The sequence below is a fragment of the Pseudomonas sp. Choline-02u-1 genome (assembly GCF_002836515.1).
GTDB lineage: Bacteria > Pseudomonadota > Gammaproteobacteria > Pseudomonadales > Pseudomonadaceae > Aquipseudomonas.
Window position 1 is genome coordinate 178,196 of the sequence record NZ_PJBC01000013.1, and the last position, 26,138, is coordinate 204,333.

The 26,138-nt window shown below is 57.7% G+C and carries 33 protein-coding genes; 27 read left to right on the top strand and 6 right to left on the bottom strand.

Annotation, left to right across the window (positions count from 1 at the left end):
- Positions 1-50 precede the first annotated feature (50 nt).
- From CXF97_RS10885 to CXF97_RS10995, 22 genes are all read left to right on the top strand, one after another.
- Positions 51-1,046, top strand: coding sequence for a major capsid protein (locus CXF97_RS10885; protein WP_101158498.1), 996 nt, complete (start codon positions 51-53; stop codon positions 1,044-1,046).
- A gap of 2 nt (positions 1,047-1,048) precedes the next feature.
- Complete coding sequence (locus CXF97_RS10890) at positions 1,049-1,369, top strand: hypothetical protein (protein WP_101158499.1); 321 nt, start codon at positions 1,049-1,051, stop codon at positions 1,367-1,369.
- Positions 1,366-2,031 carry a hypothetical protein gene (locus tag CXF97_RS10895; protein ID WP_101158500.1) on the top strand — a complete coding sequence of 222 codons (666 nt, stop codon included), beginning with the start codon at positions 1,366-1,368 and terminating at the stop codon, positions 2,029-2,031. Before CXF97_RS10890 ends, CXF97_RS10895 begins: the two co-directional genes overlap by 4 nt.
- Positions 2,024-2,539: a hypothetical protein gene (locus CXF97_RS10900; RefSeq protein WP_101158501.1), complete on the top strand. Its 516-nt coding sequence runs from the start codon at positions 2,024-2,026 to the stop codon at positions 2,537-2,539. Before CXF97_RS10895 ends, CXF97_RS10900 begins: the two co-directional genes overlap by 8 nt.
- Before the next feature lie 29 nt (positions 2,540-2,568).
- Entirely contained in the window at positions 2,569-3,123 is a 555-nt protein-coding gene (locus tag CXF97_RS10905; protein WP_101158740.1) for a phage baseplate assembly protein V, read from the top strand.
- A gap of 55 nt (positions 3,124-3,178) precedes the next feature.
- Positions 3,179-3,427: a hypothetical protein gene (locus tag CXF97_RS10910; RefSeq protein WP_256589762.1), complete on the top strand. Its 249-nt coding sequence runs from the start codon at positions 3,179-3,181 to the stop codon at positions 3,425-3,427.
- Positions 3,428-3,432: 5 nt separating this feature from the next.
- Positions 3,433-3,759 carry a GPW/gp25 family protein gene (locus CXF97_RS10915; protein WP_101158502.1) on the top strand — a complete coding sequence of 109 codons (327 nt, stop codon included), beginning with the start codon at positions 3,433-3,435 and terminating at the stop codon, positions 3,757-3,759.
- A complete protein-coding gene (locus CXF97_RS10920; RefSeq protein WP_101158503.1) occupies positions 3,756-4,637 on the top strand; it encodes a baseplate J/gp47 family protein in 882 nt (293 codons plus the stop codon). Before CXF97_RS10915 ends, CXF97_RS10920 begins: the two co-directional genes overlap by 4 nt.
- Position 4,638: 1 nt before the next feature.
- Complete coding sequence (locus CXF97_RS10925) at positions 4,639-5,247, top strand: phage tail protein I (RefSeq protein WP_101158504.1); 609 nt, start codon at positions 4,639-4,641, stop codon at positions 5,245-5,247.
- Positions 5,240-6,883, top strand: coding sequence for a phage tail protein (locus tag CXF97_RS10930; protein WP_101158505.1), 1,644 nt, complete (start codon positions 5,240-5,242; stop codon positions 6,881-6,883). Before CXF97_RS10925 ends, CXF97_RS10930 begins: the two co-directional genes overlap by 8 nt.
- Before the next feature lie 2 nt (positions 6,884-6,885).
- A complete protein-coding gene (locus CXF97_RS10935) occupies positions 6,886-7,326 on the top strand; it encodes a phage tail assembly chaperone (protein ID WP_256589763.1) in 441 nt (146 codons plus the stop codon).
- A 127-nt stretch (positions 7,327-7,453) separates the two neighbouring features.
- The gene (locus CXF97_RS10940; protein WP_101158506.1) at positions 7,454-8,620 is read left to right on the top strand and encodes a phage tail sheath family protein; all 1,167 of its coding nucleotides are present in this window, start codon (positions 7,454-7,456) and stop codon (positions 8,618-8,620) included.
- Positions 8,621-8,634: 14 nt separating this feature from the next.
- Positions 8,635-9,138 (top strand): phage major tail tube protein, encoded by a 504-nt coding sequence (locus tag CXF97_RS10945; RefSeq protein WP_101158507.1) that lies wholly within the window; start codon positions 8,635-8,637, stop codon positions 9,136-9,138.
- Positions 9,139-9,151: 13 nt separating this feature from the next.
- Positions 9,152-9,751: a phage tail assembly protein gene (locus CXF97_RS28765; protein ID WP_101158508.1), complete on the top strand. Its 600-nt coding sequence runs from the start codon at positions 9,152-9,154 to the stop codon at positions 9,749-9,751.
- Positions 9,752-9,900: 149 nt separating this feature from the next.
- On the top strand, positions 9,901-12,519 hold the full coding sequence (locus CXF97_RS10955; RefSeq protein WP_101158509.1) for a phage tail tape measure protein: 2,619 nt from the start codon (positions 9,901-9,903) through the stop codon (positions 12,517-12,519).
- Between the two features lie 9 nt (positions 12,520-12,528).
- Positions 12,529-13,374: a phage tail protein gene (locus CXF97_RS10960; RefSeq protein ID WP_101158510.1), complete on the top strand. Its 846-nt coding sequence runs from the start codon at positions 12,529-12,531 to the stop codon at positions 13,372-13,374.
- On the top strand, positions 13,349-13,555 hold the full coding sequence (locus CXF97_RS10965; protein WP_073472996.1) for a tail protein X: 207 nt from the start codon (positions 13,349-13,351) through the stop codon (positions 13,553-13,555). Before CXF97_RS10960 ends, CXF97_RS10965 begins: the two co-directional genes overlap by 26 nt.
- A gap of 90 nt (positions 13,556-13,645) precedes the next feature.
- Positions 13,646-14,695 carry a phage late control D family protein gene (locus CXF97_RS10970; protein WP_101158511.1) on the top strand — a complete coding sequence of 350 codons (1,050 nt, stop codon included), beginning with the start codon at positions 13,646-13,648 and terminating at the stop codon, positions 14,693-14,695.
- A gap of 49 nt (positions 14,696-14,744) precedes the next feature.
- Positions 14,745-15,308 carry a glycoside hydrolase family 19 protein gene (locus CXF97_RS10975; protein ID WP_101158512.1) on the top strand — a complete coding sequence of 188 codons (564 nt, stop codon included), beginning with the start codon at positions 14,745-14,747 and terminating at the stop codon, positions 15,306-15,308.
- On the top strand, positions 15,290-15,832 hold the full coding sequence (locus tag CXF97_RS10980) for a lysis system i-spanin subunit Rz (RefSeq protein WP_101158513.1): 543 nt from the start codon (positions 15,290-15,292) through the stop codon (positions 15,830-15,832). The genes CXF97_RS10975 and CXF97_RS10980 overlap by 19 nt, the downstream gene beginning before the upstream one ends.
- Positions 15,833-15,982: 150 nt before the next feature.
- Positions 15,983-16,777 (top strand): DNA adenine methylase, encoded by a 795-nt coding sequence (locus CXF97_RS10985; protein WP_101158514.1) that lies wholly within the window; start codon positions 15,983-15,985, stop codon positions 16,775-16,777.
- Positions 16,778-17,257: 480 nt separating this feature from the next.
- Entirely contained in the window at positions 17,258-17,503 is a 246-nt protein-coding gene (locus CXF97_RS10995; RefSeq protein WP_095180631.1) for a hypothetical protein, read from the top strand.
- A gap of 19 nt (positions 17,504-17,522) precedes the next feature.
- Here CXF97_RS10995 and CXF97_RS11000 read toward each other — a convergent pair whose 3' ends face one another.
- The 6 genes from CXF97_RS11000 to CXF97_RS11030 all read right to left on the bottom strand — a co-directional run bounded on the left by CXF97_RS11000 (position 17,523) and on the right by CXF97_RS11030 (position 20,415).
- Complete coding sequence (locus CXF97_RS11000) at positions 17,523-17,777, bottom strand: DUF6555 family protein (RefSeq protein ID WP_073472985.1); 255 nt, start codon at positions 17,775-17,777, stop codon at positions 17,523-17,525.
- Between the two features lie 121 nt (positions 17,778-17,898).
- The gene (locus CXF97_RS11005; protein WP_157830879.1) at positions 17,899-18,522 is read right to left on the bottom strand and encodes a chemotaxis protein CheB; all 624 of its coding nucleotides are present in this window, start codon (positions 18,520-18,522) and stop codon (positions 17,899-17,901) included.
- Between the two features lie 186 nt (positions 18,523-18,708).
- A complete protein-coding gene (locus CXF97_RS11010; protein WP_101158516.1) occupies positions 18,709-18,957 on the bottom strand; it encodes a hypothetical protein in 249 nt (82 codons plus the stop codon).
- A complete protein-coding gene (locus CXF97_RS11015; protein WP_101158517.1) occupies positions 18,954-19,199 on the bottom strand; it encodes a hypothetical protein in 246 nt (81 codons plus the stop codon). The genes CXF97_RS11010 and CXF97_RS11015 overlap by 4 nt, the downstream gene beginning before the upstream one ends.
- Positions 19,196-19,519, bottom strand: a complete 324-nt coding sequence (locus CXF97_RS11020) for a hypothetical protein (RefSeq protein ID WP_101158518.1) — start codon at positions 19,517-19,519, stop codon at positions 19,196-19,198. The genes CXF97_RS11015 and CXF97_RS11020 overlap by 4 nt, the downstream gene beginning before the upstream one ends.
- A 677-nt stretch (positions 19,520-20,196) precedes the next feature.
- Entirely contained in the window at positions 20,197-20,415 is a 219-nt protein-coding gene (locus CXF97_RS11030) for a hypothetical protein (RefSeq protein WP_101158520.1), read from the bottom strand.
- A 421-nt stretch (positions 20,416-20,836) separates the two neighbouring features.
- Here CXF97_RS11030 and CXF97_RS27975 point away from each other — a divergent pair, with 421 nt between their 5' ends.
- The 5 genes from CXF97_RS27975 to CXF97_RS11050 all read left to right on the top strand — a co-directional run bounded on the left by CXF97_RS27975 (position 20,837) and on the right by CXF97_RS11050 (position 26,105).
- On the top strand, positions 20,837-22,168 hold the full coding sequence (locus CXF97_RS27975; protein WP_130910389.1) for a hypothetical protein: 1,332 nt from the start codon (positions 20,837-20,839) through the stop codon (positions 22,166-22,168).
- Positions 22,169-22,531: 363 nt separating this feature from the next.
- Positions 22,532-23,236: a hypothetical protein gene (locus CXF97_RS11035; protein ID WP_101158521.1), complete on the top strand. Its 705-nt coding sequence runs from the start codon at positions 22,532-22,534 to the stop codon at positions 23,234-23,236.
- A 163-nt stretch (positions 23,237-23,399) separates the two neighbouring features.
- Positions 23,400-23,612 carry a hypothetical protein gene (locus tag CXF97_RS11040; RefSeq protein WP_101158522.1) on the top strand — a complete coding sequence of 71 codons (213 nt, stop codon included), beginning with the start codon at positions 23,400-23,402 and terminating at the stop codon, positions 23,610-23,612.
- 13 nt (positions 23,613-23,625) lie between these two features.
- Positions 23,626-24,981 (top strand): chromate efflux transporter, encoded by a 1,356-nt coding sequence (gene chrA, locus CXF97_RS11045; protein ID WP_101158523.1) that lies wholly within the window; start codon positions 23,626-23,628, stop codon positions 24,979-24,981.
- Between the two features lie 239 nt (positions 24,982-25,220).
- On the top strand, positions 25,221-26,105 hold the full coding sequence (locus CXF97_RS11050) for a manganese catalase family protein (RefSeq protein WP_101158524.1): 885 nt from the start codon (positions 25,221-25,223) through the stop codon (positions 26,103-26,105).
- Positions 26,106-26,138 lie beyond the last annotated feature (33 nt).

Sequence of the window (26,138 nt, forward strand, 5' to 3'; positions counted from 1 at the left end):
AATTATCCAGCCCGCCCTGTGCGGGTTTTTTGTTTTCTGGAGATAGCTTCATGGCTGACATTGAAATCTTTAACGATGACGCATTCTCGGTCTCTTCGCTGACCGCCGCCATCAACGAACAGGAATACCTCCCGGGTCGCATCAGCAGCCTCGGTCTGTTTCAGGAGGAGGGCATTACCACCCTGACGGTCCAGATCGAAAAGGACGGCGACACCCTGGCCCTGGTACCAGCCGGTGAGCGTGGCACATCAGGACTGGTCGTCGGTGGCAGCAAGCGCAATCTGATCCCGTTCAACACCGTGCACCTACCTCAACGCTTCGCCATCAAGGCCGATGAGATCCAAGGCATTCGCGCCTTTGGCACCCGTTCGGAACTGCAAGCCGTGCAGGACGTGGTCAACAAGCGTTTGGGTAAAGCTCGTCGACAGCTCGATGCTACGCACGAATTCCAGCGTATGGGTGCGCTGAACGGCCAGATCCTGGACGCGGATGGCAAAACCGTGTTGCTCGACATTTACAAAACTTTCGGTGTGACCCGCAAAAAAATGTCCATGGGACTCAACAATCCTGACACGGAATTTCGCGTTAAGTGCGGTGAAGCGCTGGATCTGCAGGAAGAACAGCTAGGCAGTATCACCAGCAGTGGTTCCAGAGCGTTCTGCGGTAAGAATTTCTGGAATCAACTCCTGACAAACGTAAAGGTGAAGGAGACTTTCCTCAACACCCAGCAAGCCGCAGCGTTGCGCGGTGATGCTCGTGAAAGCTTCGAGTTCGGCGGCATTGTCTGGGAGCGTTATCGCGGCAAGATCGCTGGTGTGTCGTTCGTCCACGACGATAAAGCATTGCTGATTCCCGAAGGCGTACCCGATCTGTACATCTCGGTGTTTGCACCGGCTGATTACATGGAGACGGTCAACACCGAGGGCGTACCGTACTACAGCAAGATCGAACCGATGCCGTTCAACAAAGGCATGCTGGGCGAGGCTCAATCGAACCCGCTGCACCTGTGCACGCGACCGCTGGCGCAGATCCTGTTGGAGCTTTGACCATGGGCTTTCGCGATCTTATCGCCGAGGTCGATGCGGTGGTGTTCGAAACGCTGGGGGATACCGCACGGATTGAGGGTCGCGAAGAGCCAGTTTTCGGCATGTTCTCCGCGCCTTGGCTGCAGCCCAAATTTGGCAAGCTCAACACCGGTTTGCGCGAGCCGCGCTTCGAGATTCGCGTCAGCGATTCGCAAGGTCTGCAGCAGGGCATGCTGGTCAGCGTTGACTTGCCTGCCTTGGACGGCGGCGGTGACTACGACCTGATCCAGCTCGAACCGAGCGGTGACGGGCTGGTCGCTCTGATTCTGAGGTTACGGCCATGAGCGTCGGCAGCTATTTCAAACCCTCGGCCGGGGGCGGGATGATCTCCATCCAGTCCTCGGCCGCACATTTTCAAGCGTTCCAGGACTTTGCCAAGGTGGTGCCGAAAGCGGCTGCTGCGGCGCATCGGCGCGCGATCAACAAAACGTTGGGACGGTTGCGCACGCACATTGCCCGAGCCGTCAGCCGGTCAGAGCGCATTGCCGTAGCAGCGGTGCGTCAGCGGTTGCGCAGCTATCCAGTTTCCGGCGCGGCCGCGAGCGGCAAATTATGGTTCGGGTTGAACACCATCGAATCCAGCCGGATCGGCCGGGCGCGGCAGACCGGTAGCGGTGTGTCGGTGGCGGGGCGGCGTTACGAAGGGGCTTTTCTCAAGAAGGTCTACGGCAACAAGCCCGACATCTGGATCCGTACGGCCAGCAAGCATTTCAACGCGGACGACTACCCGGACAGCACGGTCTCCCCCGGTCGCGGGCCGAGTTCGGGCTGGGTCGCCGAAAACGGTAGTCGTTTCCCGTTGGCCAAAGCCAAGGTGTCGCTGGAGCAAGCCCGCCCGCATTTCGACAGCTGGGTCAAAAAGGCAGACGAGATCCTGTTGGCGATTCTCAAACAAGAACTCAACTTTGAGCTGCAGAAATACCTCAAGAGGATCGGCAATGTCTGACGAACCGTTCAGCCTGGACCAGCTTTATCGGGCGGTAGAACAGCATCTGCGTGCCCACTTGCCTGGTGTGCAGGACGTCACAACCTGGCCAGACATTAAGGATCGCGTGTTGCTGCCGGCGGTGTTTCTTGAAGTGGCTGAGATCGAGCCGGGTACCGATATCGGCACCGGCGAAACCTCGCTGGTCTGTAAGTCCGAGGCTCGGATCATTGTTGACCCGATCAAGCCGCACCATCATCAACAGGCCGTGCAATTGGCGACCCAGTTGGCGGTGCTGCTGCGTGCGCAGACGTGGGGGTTGGCAGTAGAACCCGCCGAGTTTGTGCAATCGCTGCAGGACTGGACCCAGCCGCACCTGGATGGATACACCGTGTGGCTGGTGGAGTGGACTCAGCAAGTCTATCTCGGCCCGGAGGAATGGCTCTGGCCGGACGAACCGCCGGGGATGTTGCTAATTGGCTTTCAGGAAGACGTCAAAGAGGACTTTGTCCCTGCGGAGGCGATGTGAGCGGCTACGCGAGCGCCCAGCATGACCGCATGATTGCGGGGGCTGTAAAGGCTTGCTACGTGGTCGCGGTGGATCTGTCCGCATCGCCGCCGGTGTGTCGCGTGTCAGACGGCAGTGAATGGGTCAGCGCTTGGGTGCGCTGGCACAGCATCGCCGCCGGCAAGGCAAGGCACTGGCGGGCGCCGTCTTTGGGCGAGCAGGGCAGTTTGATCAGTCCCAGCGGTGACGTGTCACAAGGCACGTTTGTCCCGGGCTTGTATGGCAATGCCGGGCCGCCGCCAGATAATCGCGACCATGTCGAGGTCTGGCGTTTTGATGATGGCGGCTCGCTGGTCTACGACTGGCAGGCCAAGTCTTACACCATCACCCTGCCGAGTGGCACGGTGGCGATCAAGGTCGGCGGCACGAACGTCGTCGTTACGGATAACGCGGTAACGGTGAAGTCGGGAACGATTGATCTTGAAGCGACAGTGAATATCAAAGGGCCTGTCAATATCGACGGCCCGTTATCCGTAACGGGCAACATCGACGGCGCTGGCAACATCATGGCCGCCGGCAACAGCGACAACCACCACAAGCATTAACCCAAACATTCATCCAGCCCGCCAAGTGCGGGCTTTTTCATGCCTGGAGAACCACATGGCCAAGATCGATATGACCTCAACCGATGCGCAAACGTCCTCGGAACCGGCATTGTCATCCTCAACTTACTCATCGCCTGAGTCCTTGAAATTCCGCGACAAGCTCTACACGTCGCGACTGGTGATTGTGCCCGGTACCGACCGTTCCTATCCGGTGGAGAAGGCGACGGTCGTGGTGCCGGCCTCCGACATCGAGGCGGTCAAATTCCTGAAAGCCAGCGACGAATACGAGCCGTTCAAGGAGTGACATCGATGATCGGAATGGATCGCCAGACCGGCCTACCCATATCCGGCATCGAGCACCTGCGCCAATCCATTGCCGACATCTTGAGCACGCCGCTGGGCAGTCGTCGGCATCGCATGGAATACGGCAGCAAGCTACGGCGGTTTATCGATTTGCCCATCAACGAAGGCTGGAAAAGCGCCGTACAGGCAGAGGTCGCACGCGCTCTGGGTCGCTGGGAGCCGCGTTTAAAGTTGGATCAGGTGCGAGTCATTTCCGTCATTGGCGGACAAATCAATTTGCAAATCGTCGGGAAGTACCTGGGCGACAGCGTCACGTTGGAGGTGGCCGCATGAGTACCGTGGATCTGTCGTCGCTGCCAGCGCCGACCGTGCTGGAACCTCTGGACTTCGAAGAGGTTTATCAGGACGGGTTGAGCGTGTTTCGCGGGTACATGGGCGGAAACTGGACGGCCGCGCTGGAAAGCGATCCAGTGGTCAAAGTGCTTGAGGTCGGGGCCTACAACAAGGTCGGCAACCGCGCCCGAGTCAATGACGCCGGCAAAGCGCTGTTACTGGCGCATGCCATTCGCGGTGACCTTGATCACTTGGGCGCAAACGTCAATCTGACGCGCCTGGTCATTCAGGCCGAGGATCTGCTGGCGGTACCACCGGTGCCCAAGGTCATGGAAGACGACGATCCGTTTCGCGAGCGCATCCAGTTGGCCTATGAGGGTTTGACCACGGCCGGCCCGCGTAACAGCTACATCCTGCATGCGCGTAACGCCTCTGGGATGGTGGCAGATGCCACGGCTGAAAGTCCGGAGCCTTGTTACGTCACGGTCACGGTGTTGGGGTTGGACGGGGAGGGCGAAGCGCCGCCGGAACTGCTGGCGACGGTGGCCGCTGCTTTGAATGACGATGACGTGCGACCGGTCGGTGATCGGGTGACTGTGCAGAGCGCAGAGGTGATCCGTTACGAGATTGACGCCATTTTGCACATGGCCAGCGCCGGCCCGGAAGCGGATGCCAGTTTGGCCGAGGCGAAAAGCCGCTTGGCAGCCTGGATCAATCCACGCAAGCGGCTGGGCGTCGAGGTCGCCCGCTCGGCTATTGACGCTCAATTGCACGTTGCCGGCGTTGCCCGGGTTGAGTTGGTCGGGTGGCAGGATCTGGCCCCGACGAAAGCGCAAGCGGCGTTCTGTACGCGCTACAACGTGAGGCTGGCGGGCTGATATGAAAAGTCTACTGCCGCTCAACAGCACGCAACTGGAACGGGCCATGGAGGGCGCGTTCTTCGAAAAAACGATTATTCCTCTGCGCGACCTCTACAACGCTGATACCTGCCCGGTCCATTTACTGCCGCACCTGGCATGGGCGTGGTCGGTGGATCGCTGGGATTACCGCTGGACGGAAGCAACCAAGCGCGCGGCCATCAAGGCGTCGTACTACATCCACAAGCACAAAGGCACCATCGGCGCGTTGCGCCGCGTGGTCGAGCCGCTCGGCTACCTGATCGAGATTGTCGAGTGGTTCAACACGGTGCCTGAGGGCGTGCCGGGCACCTTCGCGCTTAAGGTCGGGGTGCTGGATACGGGAATCACTGAGGAAATGTATCAGGAGCTTGAGCGCCTGATTGACGATGCCAAGCCCGTCACCCGGCAACTGACCGGGCTGGCGATCAGCCTGGAAACGCAAGGCGATTTGAATATCGCCGTGTCCCTCTACGAAGGCGACGAAATCGACGTTTACCCACCCGTCATGCGTGACATTGAGGTCACTGGCAGCTTTGGCGTGGTCGGTCGCGAACACACCATTGATACCCTGGACGTTTATTATGATTGATGCGAATTCGCAGTTTTTCGCGATCCTTACGGATGTGGGGATGGCCAAGCAGGCGAACGCCGACGCGCTCGGCATTCCCTGGCTAATCACGCAAATGGGCGTGGGGGATGCCAACCCGAGCGGGCTGGCTGATCCGCCCAATCCGGTGCCGTCGGCCAGTCAAACTAAGCTGCTCAACGAGTGGCGTCGTAAGCCGCTCAACCAACTGAAGATTGACCCGGTCAACCCGGCGGTGATCATCGCCGAGCAGATCATCCCGGCCGACGAGGGCGGTAAGTGGATCCGCGAAATCGGTCTCTACGATGCAGACGGCGATCTGGTAGCGGTGGCCAACTGCGCGCCGAGCTTCAAGCCGCTGCTGTCGCAAGGCTCGGGCCGCACGCAAATCGTGCGGATGAACTTTATTGTCACCGGCGCAGGGAACATTCAGCTCAAGATTGACCCAGCGATTGTGCTGGCCTCGCGGGCCTACGTCGACGCGGCCATTCTGGAAGTGCTGCCGAAGAATAAGGCGCCGGGCGAATTCACCCGGCTCAAGGTCAACGATCGCGGAATTGTCGTATCGGGTGACAACCCGGAAACGCTCGCCGCCATGGGTATCAAGGACAGCTACACCAAGGCCGAAATCGAGGCGATGATTGCCCAGGCTTCGGCCTTGCCTGTGGGTGCAACGGTCGTTTTTCCGTTGGACAAGGTGGCGCCCGGTTTTCTGGAGCTGGACGGCAGCGTCAAGAGCGTTGCGGTTTATCCCGATCTGGCGGCGTACCTAGGCACGACCTTCAACAAGGGTGACGAGGGCGCGGGCAATTTCCGTTTGCCGGATTCGCGCGGCGAATTCCTGCGCGGTTGGGATCATGGGCGTGGTGTGGATGCGGGCCGTGCTATTGGAAGCTGGCAAAATGCAACTGCTGTCGCGGTTGACGCCGTAGCGTCCAACGGGCTGGCCAAGCAACTCACTACCACCGGCTACAAGCTAGGCGACTACGCGAATATGCGCGGATCGGTCGGGGGCGATCTGCTGACCGAAGGGCCTTACCCTAATGTGGGCATTGTCGTACAGGACAACGACCAGCCCGGCGTCGGCTTTACCATCGGCTCTAGCGTGTTCAGTAGTCAGGCGCTGTTAGGCGCACGGCCACGAAACATTGCTGTCGTGTGGTGCATTAAGGCCTGGAACGCGCCAATCAATCAGGGAAATATCGACATTGCCGCACTCGCGGCTTTGGCGACGCAGGCCACGGAAATCAAGCTCGGCACTGCCAAGATTGCTACCCAGTCGCAGACCGATGCCGGCTCCGATGACGCTACGATCGTGACCCCGAAAAAGCTCCGTTTTGGCTTTCAAATCAGCTTGGGCGCCAATGGTTATATCGCGCTACCGAGCTGGCTTGGCGGGTTTATTTTGCAGTGGGGGTCTACGGTTCTGATTAACAGCGGTTCGTCCGTTTCGGTGCCGCTTCCCCTCGCTTTTCCGAATGCAATTCTGAATGCTTTTATCACGCCAAACGGATCGGGAAACTTTACGTCGGCGTTGTGCGGCGGTGTGAATGCGGCCAGTAAAACGGCGATCACTGTCTATCACTTTTCCGGCGGTGGTGGCGCGGCCAACTACCGTTGGCTTGCACTGGGGAGTTAAAAATGGCGTCTGCCAAAATGTATTACTCGAAAAGCACGGGATGTACCTATCTGGAAGGTATGCATGATGGGCAAATGCCCGAGGACGCGCTGCCTATCAGCAAAGAGCGCTATCAAGCTGTAATCGCAGATCCTGAGCCAGGCATGGTGCGCAGCCATGATGCGGAAGGATTGCCGATTCTGGTTGTGCCGGAAGTAACGCCCGATGAGCTGGTGCGGGATGAGCGGGCATGGCGTGACGCGGAGATTATCCGCATCACTTGGCTGCGAGATCGTCACCGTGACGAAATCGAAATCGGTAGCGATACAACGCAGACCGCTGAGCAATATGCCGAACTACTGGCCTATATCAAGGCGCTGCGAGATTGGCCGGCACAGATTGAGTTTCCTGCCGAAGAGTTTCGGCCGGTCGTTCCCGAATGGGTGGCCAGCCAAACCCCCTAAACGCCCCGCACTTGCAGGGCGTTTTTCATTCCGTTACGCGTAACACCATCACCATCACCATCACCATCACCATCACCCTCACAGCCTCGCTTACGCGGGGCTTTTTCGTTTCCGGAGACTGACCCTTATGAGTTTTTTCCACGGCGTCACGACCACGTCGGTCGACACTGGCGCGCGCACTATCTCGCTGCCGTCGTCATCGATCATCGGTCTATGCGATACCTTCACCCCGGGTGTCCTCGGCCGTGGTACGGCCAAGGCGGGCGAACTGAAGTTGATCACCACCGAGCGCGAAGCCATCGCTGCGTTCGGCGCCGACTCGGCGATCACCAAGGCCTGTCAGGCCATCTACGTCAAAGCCAAGGCGGTGATCGTCGCCATCGGCGTGGCCAAGCTCGAAGACGCCGCGTTGCAAACCTCGGCGATCATCGGCGGCGTTTTGGCCTCGGGTCAGCGCACCGGTTTGCAGGCGCTGCTCGACGGCAAAAGCCTGTTCAATGCGCAGCCACGGTTGCTGATCGCGCCAGGCCACACCGCGACTCAGGCGGTGGCCACGGCGCTCGATAGCTTGGCGCAGAAGCTGCGCGCCATTGGCATCATCGACGGCCCGGGCACCACCGACGAAGCCGCTATGGCCTACGCCGATAACTTCGGCAGTCGCAACCTGTTCATGGTCGACCCGGGCGTCAAGTATTGGGACACCATCACCAGCAAGACCGTCGACGCGCCCGGTTCGGCTTGGGCGGCGGGGCTGTTCGCCTGGACGGATGCTGAATACGGTTTTTGGGCGTCGCCGTCGAACAAGGAGTTGACCGGCATCACCGGTACCGGTCGTGCGGTCGAGTACCTGGACGGCGACGAGACCTGCCGGGCCAACCTGCTCAACAATGCCAATATCACCACGATCATTCGCGACGATGGTTACCGCCTGTGGGGCAACCGCACGCTGTCGAGCGATCCGAAGTGGGCATTCGTTACACGCGTTCGCACGCTGTTCATCCTCATGGACGCGGTGCAGGCCGGGCACAAATGGGCGGTCGACCGCTCGATCACCAAGACCTACGTGACCGATGTCACCAACGGTCTCAACGCGTTCATGGCCGACCTGAAAGCCCAGGGCGCGATCATCAACTTCGAAGTGTTCCCCGACACCGAACTGAACACGGCCAGCCAGATCGCGCAGGGCAAGGTGTATTGGCGCATCCGTTTCACCGACGTGCCGCCGGCAGAAAACCCGAATTTCCTTTTCGAAGTCACCGACCAGTGGATGACCGAAGTGCTTGAAGCAGCCTAAGGGGGGCGTAACCAATGATTCCTCAGACTTTGTACAACACCAACCTGTTCGTCGACGGCGTGAACTTTTCCGGCGACGTGCCGAGCCTGACGCTGCCCAAGCTGACCACCAAGACCGACGAATATCGTGGCGGCGGCATGGCTGGCCCCATCGATATGGATCAGGGGCTTGAAAAAATGGAAGCCTCGTTTGTCACCAAAGGCGTGCGCCGCGAGTCGCTGAAGTACTTCGGCTTGGCTGACGGCACGGCGTTCAACGCCACGTTCCGAGGTGCCTTCAAGGGTCAAAAGGGCGCGGTGACAGCGGTCGTTGCCACCCTGCGCGGTCGCCTCAAAGAGGTCGATCTCGGTGACTGGAAAGCCGGTGATGCTGCCGAGATCAAACACGCCGTTGCGGTCACGTACTACAAGCTCGAAATCGACGGGCGCCTGATGTACGAGATCGACATGGTCGCCGGCATCCAGGTGATCGACGGCAAAGACCAACTCCTCGAAGTGCGCCAGGCGCTCGGCCTGTAAGGAATAGATTCAGATGACTCAAGTAATCGCTAAAAACCTGCCGGCCTGGCTGTCGCTAAGTGCGCTCGGTGCGGTCGTAACGCTGACCCGTCCAAGCAAGGCCAACAGTGTCGACGTCGAGACGTTGAACCTGCGTAACCCTACCGTGCGTGAAGTGCGTGCGGCCAATCGTGCTGCCAACGGCGATGATGAGCAGCGCGAACTGATGCTGTTCGCAGGTCTCGCCGAAGTCGGGCTGAAGGATCTGGAAGGCCTCAAGCTGACGGATTATCGCCGCGTGCAAACGGCGTATTCGCACCTGGTACCGAAAACCGATTATTCGGACTCGATGCCGGCGTGGTTGTCGCTGACCACCGATCAGGTGCTGGTGACGCTGTCGTGCCCGAGCGAGATCAACGGCGTGACCGTCGACAAGCTGGCCCTGCGTTCACCGACCGTGGGCGACGTGCGGGCGGCCAACCGTGAAGTGGGTGGCGATGACGAGCAGCGCGAGCTGGTGTTGTTTGCCGCGTTGTCCGGTGCGTCTGTCGCGGATCTGGAGGGGCTGAAGCTGGTGGATTTTAACCGCTTGCAGGCCGGCTATTTTCGCATGGACAACGACGACGGGCTTTAACCCCAGCGTGATCAAGTCGGCGGCGAAACGTCTGGCGGCGGAAACCGGATTTTCCGCCGCCGAGATCCAGTCGATGCCGTTCGCGGAAATGGTGTGGTGGCTCACGGATTGAGCCGCCCCGGTAGTGCTGGGCACATGAGGGCCATCACATGGCAAACAAAATCGCCCTCGGGCTGGTGATCGGCGGCGCCGTCAGTTCCACGGTCGGCGCCGCGTTCAAGGATGTGACCGGGCGTATCAAGCGCCTCGAGGCAGAAGGCAACAAAGCGCGCGTGCTGCAGCGCACGATTGGCGACACCATCCGCTTGCGCGAAGAATGGAAGAAGGCTCACGACACCGGCGCGGCCGGTGCGTCCAAATTACTCAACCGTTTGAACTCGAACCTCGACAGCTTGAAAAAGCAGGGGATCGAGGTCGGCCGGTTGGAAAAAGCCTATCGCTCGATGGGGCAGACGGCCAACAAGGCCGAGCTGAAAGCCAAGGGGCATCAGCAGATCGATTCTGGCGTAAAGGGCATGAAGGGCGCCGTCGGTGCGGCGGTGGTCGGTGTTGGTGCCATGGCGGTACCGGCCAAGGTCAGCGCTGATTTTGGCGCGATTGTGCGGGATATCGCGATCAAGGCCGGCATTGCCAACAAGCCGCAAGAGCAGGAGATGTCGCGCAAGATCATCGACACTTCACGCGACACCGGCATGGCGCGCAACGATGTGGCCGACGTGGTCAATCAGTTGGTCGGCGCCGGTATGGACCTGAGCAAGGCGCTGGAATACGCGCCTGTCGCGGCCAAGTTTGTCGTGGGGCAAGGATCCAGCGGCGTCGACACGGCGAAGATGATCAACGCCCTGGGGCAGAACGCCGAGATCACCGACCCCAAGCAGATGCAGCAGGCGCTGGAGGCGATTGCTTATCAAGGGCAGGCGGGCAGCTTTGAAGCGGCCGACATGGCCAAGTGGTTTCCCGAACTGCTGGCCAACATGGCCAGCAACGGCATCACTGGCTTGGACGCGGTGACGCAACTGGGCGCCATGTTACAGGTGCAGATGAAGCAGGCCGGCAGTTCGGATGAAGCGGCCAACAACCTGAAAAACTGGATGGGCAAAATCGGTTCGACCGACACGGTCAAGGCCTACGAAAAAGCCGGTATTGATTACAAGGGATCGATGCAGACCGGTTTGCAAAACGGTATGTCCACGCTTGAGACCAGCATGGCGCTGGCTCAGAAATACATTCAGGCGACCGATCCGGCGCGTGCGGCGAAAATGGCCGAGGCCACGGCAAAAATCAGCGAGCAAGCCGACCCTGAAAAGGCCAAGGCCATGATGGCCTCGCTGGAAGAATCCCTGCGCACCGGCGACCTATTCGCCGACATGCAGGTCAAGGCCGCGCTGTCGGCCTACATGCAGAACAAGGCGCTGTACAGCCAGCTCAAAAACGATTCGCGTGACGCGACCGGGATCCTCGACAAGAACCTTGCCGAGCGGCGCGAGTCGTCATCGCAAAAATGGGCGGAAATGGCCCAGTCGATGGATGATGCCATGCGCAGCATCGGCGATGCGCTGCGCCCGGTGACGGACACCGTGGCCGAGTCTTTGACCAAGGTTACTAAAGGCATTACGTCGCTTACGGATAGCGCGCCCGGGGTAGTTGCCGGTATCGCCACGGTCGGAGCAGGGCTGATCGCCTTAAAAGGTATCATCAGCACGGTCAAGATCGGCAGGGGGCTGTTAAACCTTGCGCGTGGGTCGCGCGGTGGTCGGGGTGGGAGCGAAACCCGCAATAAAGATTCCGGGGAGCTTGATCTGTTAGCGACTGGCCTGGATGTTGTTTCGCGGGTGAAGGAAGCGGCTACAGGCGGTGGCCTTGGTGCTGCAAATGATGCAGGTAACGACGGCGTCCAAAAGGTTTTCGTCGTTAATGCCGGCGCTATGGGTGGCGGTGTGGATGTGTCGGGCGATTCGCGCCGACGTGGACGTGGGTCAAGGCGCAGCGCTCGGCGCCGGTCGTTGCCGAGTTCGAGAGGTCCTCGCCCATCTGTTCCTCGTCCCCCTGTTTCGATCCCGTCGCCATCAGTCCCTTCCGTTCCAAGTGGGGCATTGTCCAAGCTCGGCGTCGTCGCAGGCACCGTCGGTAAGGTCGGCAAGGCGGCCAAGGTCATTCCTGGCGGCACGCTGCTGGAGTCCGGCGCGATGGCTTTTGAAACCTTTCAAAACGCCAAGACCAAGGACGAAAAAGCCGAAGGTTACGGTTCGGCCGCGGGCAACCTGGCCGGCACCATGGCCGGTGCAGCAGCAGGCGCCGCCATCGGTTCGGTTGTGCCGATCATCGGCACGGCTATCGGCGGCATGATCGGTGCTTACCTGGGCAGTCAGGGCGGTGCGGCGCTGGGCGGGTCGTTGGGCAAGTCGTTGTTCGGTGGTGAGGATGAAAAGCCCGAACAAACGGCAAAGGCGCCGGTGCCAGTCACGCCGCTCATGATTGCGTCAGCGGGCCAGCAAGGTCCGGTATTGGGGGATGTCGCGCGCTCGATGACGGTGACGGCGCCGCTCAAGTCGGCGGCGCTCGCCATTCAACCCAAGGAGCCAGAAAAACCGGTTCCGGCCAAGGTGGATCAGCAGTTTCAGTACTCGCTGAACATGCCGGTCACGGTGCAGGGCGACGTCAAAGACCCGCAAGCTTTGGCGCAGGATCTGATGCCGCACATGCAGCGAATGATGGCGGATGCGGCGAAGAGTAACGCCGCCAAGCTGTACGACGAACCCCATGTCTAAGGAGGTTTCATGGCTTACATGGAGCAAATGCAATCGAGCCTGAAGTATTTGGTCGAGGCAGCGGAAACCGGGCGGCGCAGTGCTGACGGCATGCTGACCCCGGTCAACGGCGCGATCCGCGAACTGACCGGCGCCGCGTCCGAGCTGGAGAACATCCCGTTTGTAGGTCCGGCCGTCGGCGCCAAACTTCAGCGAGTGATGCGCGGCGTCGACGCGGCTCAGGCCAAGGTCGGTCAGGTGGTAGCGGTGTACGGCCGCGCCACCCGCGCGGCGGCTGAAGTGCAGGATCGGCTGGGTACTTTGAAGGAGCAGGCGAGCAAGGCGGCCACGGCGATCAACAATGTCGCCGGCAAGGTCAGTCCGTCGCTGGCCAACATCGTGCCCACCAGTTCCTTTGCCGGGGAGGCCACGCCGGCGCCGGAGGCGGTGAAGCCATTCCCGCACTTGATGATCATTCAGCCGCGCGAACCGAAAATTGAGCCGTATTACTTCAACCTGGACACGGCAGCTTTCGACGAGCTGAGCCGTTCGACCGAATTCCGCTGGGCTTCGCAGGAGCGGCTGACGCGCCGGCCGGCGAAGCAGGCCATCGGTATGGGCGATGAAAAGTTGACGCTCAAGGGCACGATCTATCCGGGCTTCAAAGGCGGTTTAAAGCAGCTCGACACGCTGCGTTCCATCGGGGCCAGGCTGCAACCGCTGACCCTGACCACGGGGTATGGCGAAGTGATCGGGACGTGGTGCCTGAAAAACATCAACGAGGAACAGTCCGCGTTGCTGCACGGCGGGATTGCGCGCAAACAGGGTTTTACTTTGGAGTTTGAACGCTATGGCGACGACATGCAGGACGTCTGACGGCGACATGCTCGATGTCATTTGCAACAACGTTTACGGCCATCTGAATGGCAGCGTCGAGGCCGTGCTCGATGCCAATCAGGGACTGGCCGATGAGCCTCAGCCGTTCCGGTCGGGCGTGATTATCGTCCTGCCGGATCTGCCGATGCCAACTGAAGAAGGCATCTCGCTTTGGAATTGATGAGCTATAGTCGATGTGTAGCCCTTGTTACACCTGCAGCTACAACCCCTTCAAAACCCGCTTCGGCGGGTTTTTTTATGGAAAAAATATATGACACCCGTATTTCGAATCGTCGCCGATGGGGCTGACGTCACGGCAAAAATCAATGATCGGCTGTTGCAACTGCGTACCTCGGACAAACCGGGCATGGAGTCCGACGAGTTTGAGTTGCGTATCGACGACCGTGATGGGCAAGTGCAATTGCCTCGTCGCGGCAGCTCAATCGAGATTTACCTGGGGTACGCCGAAACGACCTTGGCGCGCATGGGCAGCTATACCGTGGACACGGTCGAGGTGTCAGGCCCACCCGATACGATCGTGATCAAGGGCAAGGCCAGCGACATGCGTGGCAGCGGCAAGACCATCCGCAGCGGAAGCTGGGAAGACGTGCCGTTGTCGAAGATCGTGGCTGACGTGGCCGCGCGTAATGGCTGGACGCCGGTGTGTCCGGTGTCCACCAAGGTCGCCCGGGTCGACCAGCTCAACGAGTCCGATTTCAATTTCATCACCCGGCTGGCAAAACAATACGACTGCACGGCCAAGGTCGCCGACGGCAAGCTGTTGGTGATGCCACGCCAGGGTGGGCAGACAGCCAGCGGCAAGGCGTTCGGCGCCATTACCCTGACCCGACGCGACCTCAGCCGATGGCAATTCAGTCTCGGCGATCGCAACTCGCACAAGGCGGTGGCCACCAAGCATCAGGACAAAAAGAACGGCATGCTCGCGGTGGTCACTATCGACAACGATGACGCACCGGATGGCCTGCCGGCAGTCCATACCGACCGCCATATCTACCCGAACAAAACGGCTGCAGAAGCGGCGGCCAAGGCCCGTCTTTCAGCGTTCAACCGCTCGACCGCTGATGTGCGGCTTGAGATGCCCGGCCGGACGGACATCTTCGCCGAGCGCCCCATCATCGCTCAGGGTTTCAAGGTCGGGCTTGATGGTGAGTACCTGGCGGATTCGGTCGAGCAGGTATTCACCCAGTCCGGCTGGTCCACCACGGTCGAATGCAATGCCGGCAAAGCCGGTAAATCCAAGGGCAAGAAAAAGAAAGGACCGAAATCACCCCTCAAGGTAGTGAACATCGAGAAGCAGTAGTCGCATCCCATCGCCGCCTGAGTGCGGTTTTTTTACGTCTGGAGTTTGTATGTCCATCACTGAACAACAGCTGCAAAGCATCATGCCCAACGCCCGCCGCCAAGCGGGCGTTTTTGTTTCCGCCCTCAACGCAGCCATGGCCCATCGGCAGATCAACACGCCGAAACGCCAAGCCGCGTTCCTGGCGCAAGTCGGTCACGAGTCGGGTCAGCTGCAGTACGTCCGGGAACTGGGCGGCGAGCAGTACCTGAGCAAATACGACACCGGCAACTTGGCTGCGAAACTGGGCAATACGCCGTCAGCGGATGGTGATGGTCAGCGCTACCGCGGTCGCGGTCTGATCCAGGTCACCGGCCACGACAATTATCTGCGCTGCAGCTTGGCGCTGTTCGGTGACGAGCGATTGCTGCGCACGCCTGAACTGCTGGAGCTGCCGCAGTGGGCCGCCGAGTCGGCCGCGTGGTTCTGGTCCGTGAATGGGCTGAACGCGCTGGCCGATCAAAACGAATTCAACACGATCACCCGCAGGATCAATGGCGGTCTCAATGGCCTGCAGGATCGGTTGGAGTTGTGGGGGCGGGCGAGGGCGGTGCTATGCGTCTCGGCGAACTGATCCCGGCGCCGTATCGGCTGCTGGCCAAAGGTGTGCTGCTGGTCGTCTTGGTCAGTGGTTCTGCGTCCATTACCTGGCAAGTACAGGATTGGCGCTACGGTAAACAGCTGGCAGAGCAGGCCCGACTCCACACCGAAACCCTCAACCAACTGAATCTGGCCTCGGCCGCACAGCAGCGTGCCGAACAGGACAAACGCCTCGCGCTCGAGCAGCGCCTGGCCACCAGTGAACAAACCCATTACCGAGCCTTGAGTGATGCCCAACGTGATCAAGGTCGCCTGCGCGACCGCCTTGCCACTGCTGATCTGCGCCTGTCAGTCCTACTCGACGCCACCACCGACGCCGGCAACAGATCGGTGTCAGCCACCACCGCCACCGGCGGCCTGGTTCATGGCCCCACAAAAGCCGAACTTGACCCAGCGCATGCTCAACGAATTATCGGCGTCACCGATGACGGCGACCGGGGGCTGATTGCCCTCGCGGCCTGTCAGGCATACGCCAAAGAAGTCTCAACACCGAAGTGAAAAAAGAGCGGCCGGTCTGTATGCGTCAACATCCAGACCGACCGCCGTCCCTGCAGATTGTCCCTGCAAGTCCAGCCAAGGCTCTTGCTCCGTGCACAAAGCGCGGCGAGCCTAGCACCTGTTTATCCATACAGTAAAGGTCTTGCTTTCATGTCTACACCCATCATCCCTTGGATGGGCGGCAAGCGCCGCCTGGCCGACCGCCTCATTCCGCTTTTTCCGCCACACGAATGCTACGTCGAAGTCTTTGCCGGCGGTGCCGCACTCTACTTCATGAAGCCCCAGCCATCGCCGGTCGAAGTCCTCAACGACATCAACGGCGACCTGGTCACGCTTTACCGCGTCGTACAGAACCACCTCGAACAATTTGTGCGCCAGTTCAAATGGGCGCTCAGTTCGCGACAGGTGTTCGAATGGCAGAAAATGACCCGCCCCGAAACCCTCACCGACATCCAGCGCGCCGCCCGATTCTTTTACCTGCAGCACCATGCCTTTGCTGGCAAGGTCTCGGGTCAAACGTTCGGCACGGCGACCACTGCCCCGGCCATCAACCTGTTGCGCATCGAGGAAAACCTCTCGGCTGCGTGGCAGCGCTTGTCCGGCACCTACGTCGAAAACCTCCCCTGGCTTGAATGCGCAGAACGCTATGACCGTGCTCACACCTTCCATTACATGGACCCGCCTTACTGGCAGACCGCGGGTTATGGGGTGGACTTTCCGTTCGAGAACTACGAGCGGATGGCCGACTTCATGCGCCGCTGCAAAGGCAAGGTGATGGTCAGCATCAATGACCATCCGGACATCCGCCGTGTGTTCGACGGTTTCCACTTCGAGACACTGGACATCCGCTACACCACATCCAACCAGCGGCAAGGCAAAGCCGAGGTGAGCGGTGAGCTGGTGATCATGAACTGGGCGCCAGAATCGTTGGGCGGCTTGTTTTGAGGAGTCTCGGGCTTACTTACTCCGTCCGGAGCGGGGTGGCGCACTCCGCTCCGATAGCGAAGCGCCACGATAGTGCTGCTGGCTCAATTGCGTTAAAACTCGAAGGCATTGATCAGTGGCAAAGGGTTCGACAGATGTCCCATGGCTTAGACGTTCCCATCACGCATGAATATCGCGGCCATAAGCTGGTCGTAAAATTTGATTGGAATAGGCCAAACGATCCATCGCCGACAGCGGCGCATGTGCTGGCGGAGAGCGGAGTACATGGTCTCGCCGACACGGTCGCCGAGCTGCCAGGACCATGGCCGGATTATCCTTGTGCACTTGCTGACGCGATGGCGGCCGCAGAACGCTGGATTGACAGTCAGTTACCCTAGCAACCGGTTGTCGGTCCGAGCAGTCGTATATTTTGAATAGTGTCATAATGATGTCATGTGGGAGCAGAGATGTGTGCTTCCTCCATCCATACAGTGTGACTCCATGCTCTCGACCGATGATTTTCGATTCAATGCCCATCACTTGTTGCTCGACCTCGATGCAACCACCAATCACCTCATGATGCTGGTCGTATCGCACGAAGTCAGTGGCAGTCGATGGGAAGAAGCGTTGGTTCGACAGCAGCGAGCCTATGCCGCGTGGGTCTCCATCCTTCCAGGCATTCAGATCGACCCGATGCCTGTGCTCGACGGCCGAGCGGCTGACGGGATCACCACCGTAGCTGAGTGACAAACTCAACTTCGATCATTTACGCATGATCTTCCTCCCAGACGACTGTGACGGACGCCCGCCATTTCACGTCGGTCACGCCGAAACGCTCCGCCATCGGTTTAGAAAAACGCTTCAGTGGTGGACGCCCCGGCTTGGGTATCGGAGCAAGGCCCGCATCACAGCTCGCCCACTGCCAGGCCTCCGCGTTGTTCATCAGCTTCGTTCTGATGACGAAGCTTTTTGGCTCACCGTGGAGTTGATAATCGATGACGTACAAATCAGCTGGCTTCACGAGACCTCCTATTGCTCATGAATAAGTGATTTTGCGCGGTGAAGAAAATTCAGAGAAATTGTCCGACGATCATTAACGCCATCGGTAGGTCAGTGTTCGCGGTGAGCAAGATTGCGACGAGTCAGCAGTCGACAGACGAAGTTCTATCACCCGCGGCCGTTCGCTCCAGTTCGAGAGGCGTGACGCAATGGATCAGTGCTTCCAGTAGCGCGTCGGTGCGAACCAAGCTGTTCGGATGATCTTTCTCAATTGCCCTGATCGGCATGCTGGACACCAGCGCATCGCCGGGGTCTTGCACCAGGCTCACCCCACCGGCCGCCCGCACAGCGGCCGCCCCGGCGGCGCCGTCTCCGTCATTGCCGGAAAGGATCATGCTGATGACTCTTCTTCCAAACACCGCCGCGGCAGTGCCAAACAACCGATCCACGACAGGCTTGGAGAAATGCAGTTTTGGTCCATCACTGAGATGCATAAGCCCCGGTTCAACCACTTCAAGATGTCGTCCTGGCGGGGCCACGTAGACACGACCCGCTTCGACGCGGACGCCTTCGTCTGCGTAGGCAACGGGCAGGGCTGACCAAGAATCGAATATCGATGCAAGCAATCTGGGGCTGGAGGAGCCTGTGTGCACAACGATCAATACGGCAGCAGGGAAGTCTGCAGGCAATCCTGAAAGGATCTGACGAAGAGGGCCGAAGCTGCCCTCCGATCCACCGATCACTACGATATCTCTCACGGTATCCATGTCACTCGTACGCTCTGTCTTTATGAGTGGATCAACAGCGTCGGCCAAATGTTCCAGACTGCGGCGAGAATTTGCGGGTGAAAGAATTGCAAGACAGCAGGGTGACGATGTCTCAGATCATAGGTGAGTGATTCTCGGTGTCCGCTTTGCTGCCACCGATGGGCCGATTACACAGCCAAAAACCGCTCATAACTCCACGGTGAAACCCTTGAGACCGATGCTGTCGGCGAAACGGCCCACCGCTGTCAGGCTGGCCCAGGTGCGCAGCCGCTCACGCCGCGAGCGCACCGGCACCCAGCGTGCGCCGCTGCCGTCCAGGCGGATCGACAGGCCCCAGTCGGAGCCGCCATCGATCCTGGTCACAAGGCATTCGCGCACCGCGTGTTGCTCGACCAGGGCGCGCAGCACCTCTTCATGAATGCCTTCGCCGATCATCTATTCAGTTCCCGCTGACGCGCCTGCAAAGCGCGGTCGAAAATCAGGTACATCCCTTCGATGGCCCCGAGGTTGAGTGCTTTCACCGTTTCAATGCCCAGGGTGAAACCTTCGGCTCGGTCGGCGGCGTGCAGCGTGTCGGCCAAGGTGCTTGCCTGGACGATGCCAGCGAGCAACTTCAGCGCTTGCGCGTGCACAGAACGCGGCAGGTTAAGTGCGGAAAATTCGTCGTGGTCAATCATTGCCAGTGCCATCCATGCGGGGTATCCGGTTGCTCGAGCGCCAGGTCGTGCTGCTCGACGTCGATAAGCAGCCAGCCGCCAGTCGGTTCGTTAGACCCATCGATTATGAGCCCCTGCATCATGGTTCCATGCGGCAGCATCACCCGCAGCGCGTTGGCCTCTTTGGGGCCCTGCAGGTAATGCTGCAGTTCAACGCGGACGCGACCGGAGCCCACGTTAATGAGGCGCACCGGGCATTCAAGACTGGTGAGCTCGGCCGGCTCCTGCCCTTGATAGCGGGCCAACACCGTGACAGTGGCCAGACCTTCATAAACGCACATGGGCATCCTTTAAATAATGAGTGGCCGCAGCAAGCCACGCGGTAGGAGGATGGTAGACCAGTCTTGGCACGCCTGGTTTCCGAGGTACCAACAAAAGGCCCCCGTACCTGGCACGGGTGTGGGGGCCTGTTGAACATAAGCGGCGTTCTATCCACTAGTGGCCAATAGCCGCAATAGGTCATAATTAGTGTCTCGCGCATTTGCGCACTTCAACCCGACCGACGGTCATTCCAGTCGCCCCTCTGAATTGAACCAGCCTTTTTCTGGTGCAATCCATTGGTCACGGAGGGCAATTTATGAAATGTATGTGCTGGATTTGTTGGGAAAGTGCAAAGCTTCAATATGAAGTGGGAGACTGGCAGGTTATCGACTGTTCTGCCTGTGGCCGCTATTTCATTAGCAGGCAACTCATGCAAGAGAATGTAGGAAAGACGCTCGACGTGAAGGCTACCCGACAGCTCATCGTCGACGCAGTGTGCGCTGGGGTCATCCCGGCGATCAGCGATGGAACGGCTTATTTCACGTCGTCACGTAAGCACGTAGTGTGACTCTAAGGCCAGAAAAGCTGGCCAGCCGGATTCATGTCTAGATTGCGACGGTGTACGCTGAGCTGCGCTACTGAAGCTCGTGGGGCTGACCTTGCATTTAGCCCGCGCGCCGCCAGCCAAGACCTCCCCTTAAGACTTCCGTAGCCGCATGATCGCGTCTGTGATCGCTGCTGCGTTAGTGTCCAGCGTTGCCAAGGCCACGATTGCGTTATCGGCAACATCATCTGCACCAGCTCCCGATATCCACTGGGTAATCTCTTCTATCGCCGCACCCAGCGCATGCTGGTTGTGCAACAACAGTGTCAGCGCATCGGCAGTGGTGATATTGGAATCTGCATTATTTGGCATGCTGATCGTCCTTGGATCAAAGATTCGGAAAGACTGATTTGCGCCCCTAATACAGCGTAGCTCAGCCACTCAATCCTAGAGGCTCATTTCCGCACCGAAATGGCGCATCTGTCCCAGATCTGTCCCATATGCCCATTTTTCGGACACCAAAAACCACAAACCCCCGACTTTCTCTAGGAAAATCAGGGGCTTGCGTTTACTGAATATGGCGGTGAAGGAGAGATTCGAACTCACAACACTATGGGCCTGAACCAACCCTTCTAATAACCTCAAATGCCTTACGCCAATGGCCGCTTTCGGCCAGAATCGGACGTTCGCATAAGCGATTGAGAATTTTCCGCCATACCACTACCATCAGAGTGCCACTATGCGGGTAGAAAACAATTAAAACCCAAACTAAAAGTTGAAACGGAGTTCTATAATGCAGGATCTCGGAAAATACCTATTAAAACACGTATCAACTGACACTAGGCATGCAACAAATAGGTTTGAAATTGTAGATAAAATGTTTGACAGTTGGATGTCGGAAAAAGGGGTGACTGACCTATCAAGTGAAAAAGGAAAATTTACAAGCATCAAACAGGGTGCAAATGGAACTTTTTCTCGCAAGCTCATACAGAACGAGCTTGGAAGCCTCCGTGAAATATTATTAATTGAGATTTTTGAAAATGAGCATGCATTTGTAACTGAGCTTCGAATCGGACTTGTTGATAACTCGGTTTTTATATACTGTTCACTATCTGCAAAAAGACTGTCACAGATTATCGCTCCAGTCAGAATCCATCCCCGATGCCCTAGAATTATCAGAGAAATCATCGAGAAGTTCGATGACTGGGAGCTTGATGGAGACAAGATACCTTCCTCATCGATAATAGACAGCAATGGAGAAGACGGAGGTCTTGCACTGTGCACCAGGCTACTTGATAAAGGAAGGAAGTTTCCAGTCGTGGTCATTTCTGACGATCTCGATGAGCGACCTTGGCCTAACTTAGCTGAAAAACTTGCAAGGGATCTCGTTGGAGTCGCTCATGTAGCTGTCGTAGATGACGAGGGGTCTTGGGCAATGACAGATGAGTTAGGTAAGCGAGACTCCTGTTATCTCGGTGCAGTCCGACTGTATTGGCCACTGGGTGAGAAGGACTACCTTAGTTCTTCAATTTGGACGGCAAGCAAGCTTTGGGACGAATATTCGGGGGATATACCTGGACTAGGTAGATTCCAGTCAACTATCAGAGGAATTGTTCTCGAAACGTCCTCACTATCGCTTTCAGCGCCTAAAAGCCTCCGTGAAATCCCTAAGCGTGAGATGCGCGATCGTCTAAATGCTGCAAATGCTGAAGAAAAGGAAAAAGACCTAAATTCTATTATCGATGAAAACAGCGAATTAAATGACAAATTAGAAGCCGCAAATACTGAAATTTTAAAGCTCAAAAGTCGAATTGCGTTTTTAAGTTCAAAGTTAGACGATGGCGATCCGGAAAAAGACACAAATTCGCCCGAAGACTGCGAGACCGAAATTGCTCACTCTCCGGTAGGTGAAGGGCAAATAAGATACTATAAAAAAATCGGAAAAAAAGGTGATACCGACACATTGGTTTGTGTCAAACAATGCAACCACAATTCTTGGCGACCTGCCTTCAAAGCTATCCAGGCGGAAAAAGGAATTACAAAGCTGGAAGGTAGATCGGATTGGCGAAGTATCCAGCACTGCAACGGCTGCAAAGGTGGTGGACGGTGGAAGGTTCAGTGGTGATTTTCAAAGATAATATTGTTTCGAAGCCCACCTAAAGGTGCTCTTGGAATCGTCGGCCCAGACTATCTAGCCGATGATTTCCAAGACAAACTTGATATGGTTCGTCTAGAAGCAGTCAAACGGACGGCAACGAAAGATCTTATAATAGATATTGTAAGTTAGCGCGATCTCCTGACGAGTATTTTTCCATTACTGCCGGGGCGACTTGCAATATGCGATAAGAAGCGGCAAATACGATGCGAAAGGGGGATCTGGCGCTCGCCACGAGAGGCTTAGTTAGTTTTTGCCGGGCATCTACATCCTAAGGCATTGACCTGAAATATTGTAATTATTTAGATTCTATTTGATTTAAGGAAGATACTTATGGATTCTGGTTTTGATGAGGGTGATTTCAAGAAGGCTCGGGGTATGCTCCTATCCTTTTCATCCATACTCATATCTTTATGGTTTTTTGGTGCCGACTTAAAGTCGGTGTCCTTACTTGGAACTACAATTGCCTTTACGCAAAATACGCAACACGTCTGGATGGTGGCGCTAGCAATCAATAGTTATTTTTTGCTTAGATTCTATCAGCACTCACCAAATGCGTCCTATTCAGAAAATAAGATTTATCAAAGTGCTTTTGAAGATTTTTTGATTAAAAACATGCAGCGATTGAAAAAGGAAAAAATAAAGGAAGATTTGTTCCAGAATCTGAAACATCTTGGAGCTCAGGAAAGCGGTAATTATAAGCATGAAATTGTCAGGACTAGCTTCAGCACTGTAACCAACCCCCAGGACAAAAGAAAATTTTCTCGAGGGTTCGCTCGTATAGCAAAGTTTCAAGTTCGTGGAGAATACAAAAATCTCGACGCAACTGAGCTTAAAACCTCACCAGCATTCGAATATGGATATCCGTGTCCTTACTGGCTCGTAGTGCTAGCAACTTACCGAGCCAAGATAGCTGCAAACGTTAAAACATCATACGGAACTGAATACCTGCTGCCATATTTGTGGAGCAGCTGGGCAGCAGTGATTTGTATGCATCAGTGGTTTGTTATAAACCAATTAAGTTTAATGAAGGCCTAGCTTCATCTATGCAAATCAATCTCCATTAAAAAAGATAGGTACCGCCGGAAACGGTCGACCATCAACTTCGCCTCTGGTCGTGCGTGCTCGCTTGCAAACGTCCGCTTCTGGCCGAAAGCCGTCATACCTGTTTAGGGCAAAATTAGGGCATATGGAAGGCCGCTTGAGCCCACTGTACGCCAACGGCGAAGGGCGAAAGCGCCGTTTTTGGTGGGCTAAAGCGGCCTACAAAGACTCCAGAAGGGGTTCGAATCCCTATCTCTCCGCCATTATTGAACAAGACGAAGCCCCCGTAATCATTGCTGATTACGGGGGCTTTTTCGTTTCTGGCGTTTTGTTCGTTGCGCTTTTCCGGTACAACCTGCCGACTGCATGAAAGGAACAGCTCGATGAGTGAAGTTCAGCCATTGGTGGGTGATGACGACGTGAAGCCGCAGGCCGTCAGTTTGCGCGAGGCGTTCTGGTTCTGGCTGAAGCTGGGCTTTATCAGTTTTGGCGGGCCGGCCGGGCAGATTTCGATCATGCACCAGGAGTTGGTCGAGCGGCGGCGCTGGATTTCCGAGCGGCGTTTTCTGCACGCGCTGAACTATTGCATGTTGCTGCCGGGGCCTGAGGCGCAGCAATTGGCCACTTACATCGGCTGGCTGATGCACCGAAGCTGGGGCGGGGTGCTGGCCGGTGCGTTGTTCGTGTTGCCTTCGCTGTTCATCCTTATTTTCCTGTCGTGGCTGTACATCGCCTTCGGTGAAATGCCGGTGGTGGCCGGGCTGTTTTACGGGATCAAGCCTGCGGTGACCGCCATTGTCGTGCAGGCGGCGCATCGCATTGGCTCGCGGGCGCTGAAGAACAACTGGCTGTGGGCGATAGCGGCGGCGTCGTTTACCGCAATCTTTGCATTCAATGTGCCGTTTCCGCTGATCGTGCTGGGCGCGGCAGTGATCGGTTATTTTGGCGGTCGCCTGGCGCCCGACAAGTTCAGGGTCGGTGGCCATAGCGCGGCGAAAAAGTCTTTTGCCCCGGCATTGATCGATGACGACACGCCAACACCAGTACATGCCCGCTTCAGCTGGACAAAACTGGCCATGCTCGCCGTGATTGGCGCCGCGCTGTGGGCATTGCCCATGGGCGTATTGACCGCGCTATTCGGCTGGCAGGGCACGCTGACGCAGATGAGCTGGTTTTTCACCAAGGCAGCGCTGCTCACCTTTGGCGGGGCTTATGCGGTGTTGCCCTATGTCTATCAAGGCGCAGTCGGCCACTACGGCTGGCTGACCCCGACGCAGATGATCGACGGACTGGCGCTCGGCGAAACCACGCCTGGGCCGTTGATCATGGTGGTGGCGTTTGTCGGTTTTGTCGGCGCTTATGTATCGCAGGTGTTTGGCGCCGATCAGGTATTTCTCGCCGGAGCGATCGCCGCCGCGCTGGTGACCTGGTTCACCTTTCTGCCCTCGTTCCTGTTCATCCTCGTCGGCGGCCCGCTGGTGGAGTCGACACACGATGAACTCAAATTCACCGCACCGCTGACCGCCATTACCGCTGCGGTAGTTGGGGTGATTCTCAATCTGGCGTGTTTCTTCGGCTATCACGTGCTCTGGCCACAGGGTTTCAGCGCCAGCCTGGATTGGCCCTCGGCTTTGATTGCCATTGCGGCGGGTGTTGCGCTGTTTCGCTTCAAACTCGGGGTTATTCCGGTTCTGCTGGGGTGTGCGCTGGTTGGGCTGGCGGTGCATCTACTGCGTTAAAAATTCTCTGCCAAGGGCGTTCGTGTCGTCATCATCCGCCCTGCAACCACACCGTCTCGAGCCACCCTGACTGAACAAGCGCAAGCGGCAGACTGCCGTTTCGCTTGCTCACGCGGTTCAAACCATTTGTCCTCTGATTGAAAATTTTTTGAAATTTCCTCGCGAGCAGTGCTTCACAAAAGGGTAGGCAGGCTTTTAACCCACGACTTGCCACGCTTATCCGACTGAGGAGATTTGTCATGTTTCTACATAACAAGCGACTTCAATACACCGTTCGTGTCGCCGAGCCCAATCCCGGGCTGGCCAATCTGTTGCTCGAGCAGTTTGGCGGCGCACAAGGTGAACTGGCGGCGGCTTCGCGCTATTTCACTCAAGCCCTGGCCGAGGACGATCCGGGACGCAAGGATCTGCTGATGGACATCGCCACTGAAGAACTCAGTCATCTGGAGATCATTGGCTCGATCATCGTGATGCTCAACAAGGGCGCCAAAGGCCGGATGGCTGAAGGCGTTGAACAGGAAGGCGAGCTGTATCGCTCGCTCAATGGCAACGGCAATGACTCGCACATTACCAGCCTGCTCTATGGTGCCGGTTCGCCGCTGACCAACTCGGCCGGCGTGCCATGGACGGCGGCGTACATCGACACCATCGGCGAGCCTACCGCCGACATGCGCTCCAACATCGCCGCTGAGGCACGGGCGAAAATCGTCTATGAGCGTTTGATGAACGTGACCGATGACCCCGGCGTAAAAGAGGCTCTGGGCTTTCTGATGACCCGCGAGATCGCGCACCAGTTGTCCTTCGAAAAGGCCCTGCACTCGATCCAGCCCAACTTCCCGCAAGGCAAGCTGCCTGGCATGCCTGAGTTCACCAACGTCTATTTCAACATGTCGCAAGGCACCGAAAGCATGCGCGGCCCGTGGAACCAGGGCGACGACTGGGAGTTCGTCGAAAGCCCAGCGCCGGCGGTCGACGGCGGCGATGGCCTGGCCACCGTGCAACTGGACAGCGCCGACGAAGCCCTGCTGGAAAAAATGAAAATGCGCACCATGTCCGACCCCAACAGCGAACCGGTTACCGGTGCGGACCTGGGCTCCGGCGCGCAGGCCAAGCCTGGCTTGTAAGGCACGTGGGGCGCGCCTGACATGCGATGGCGC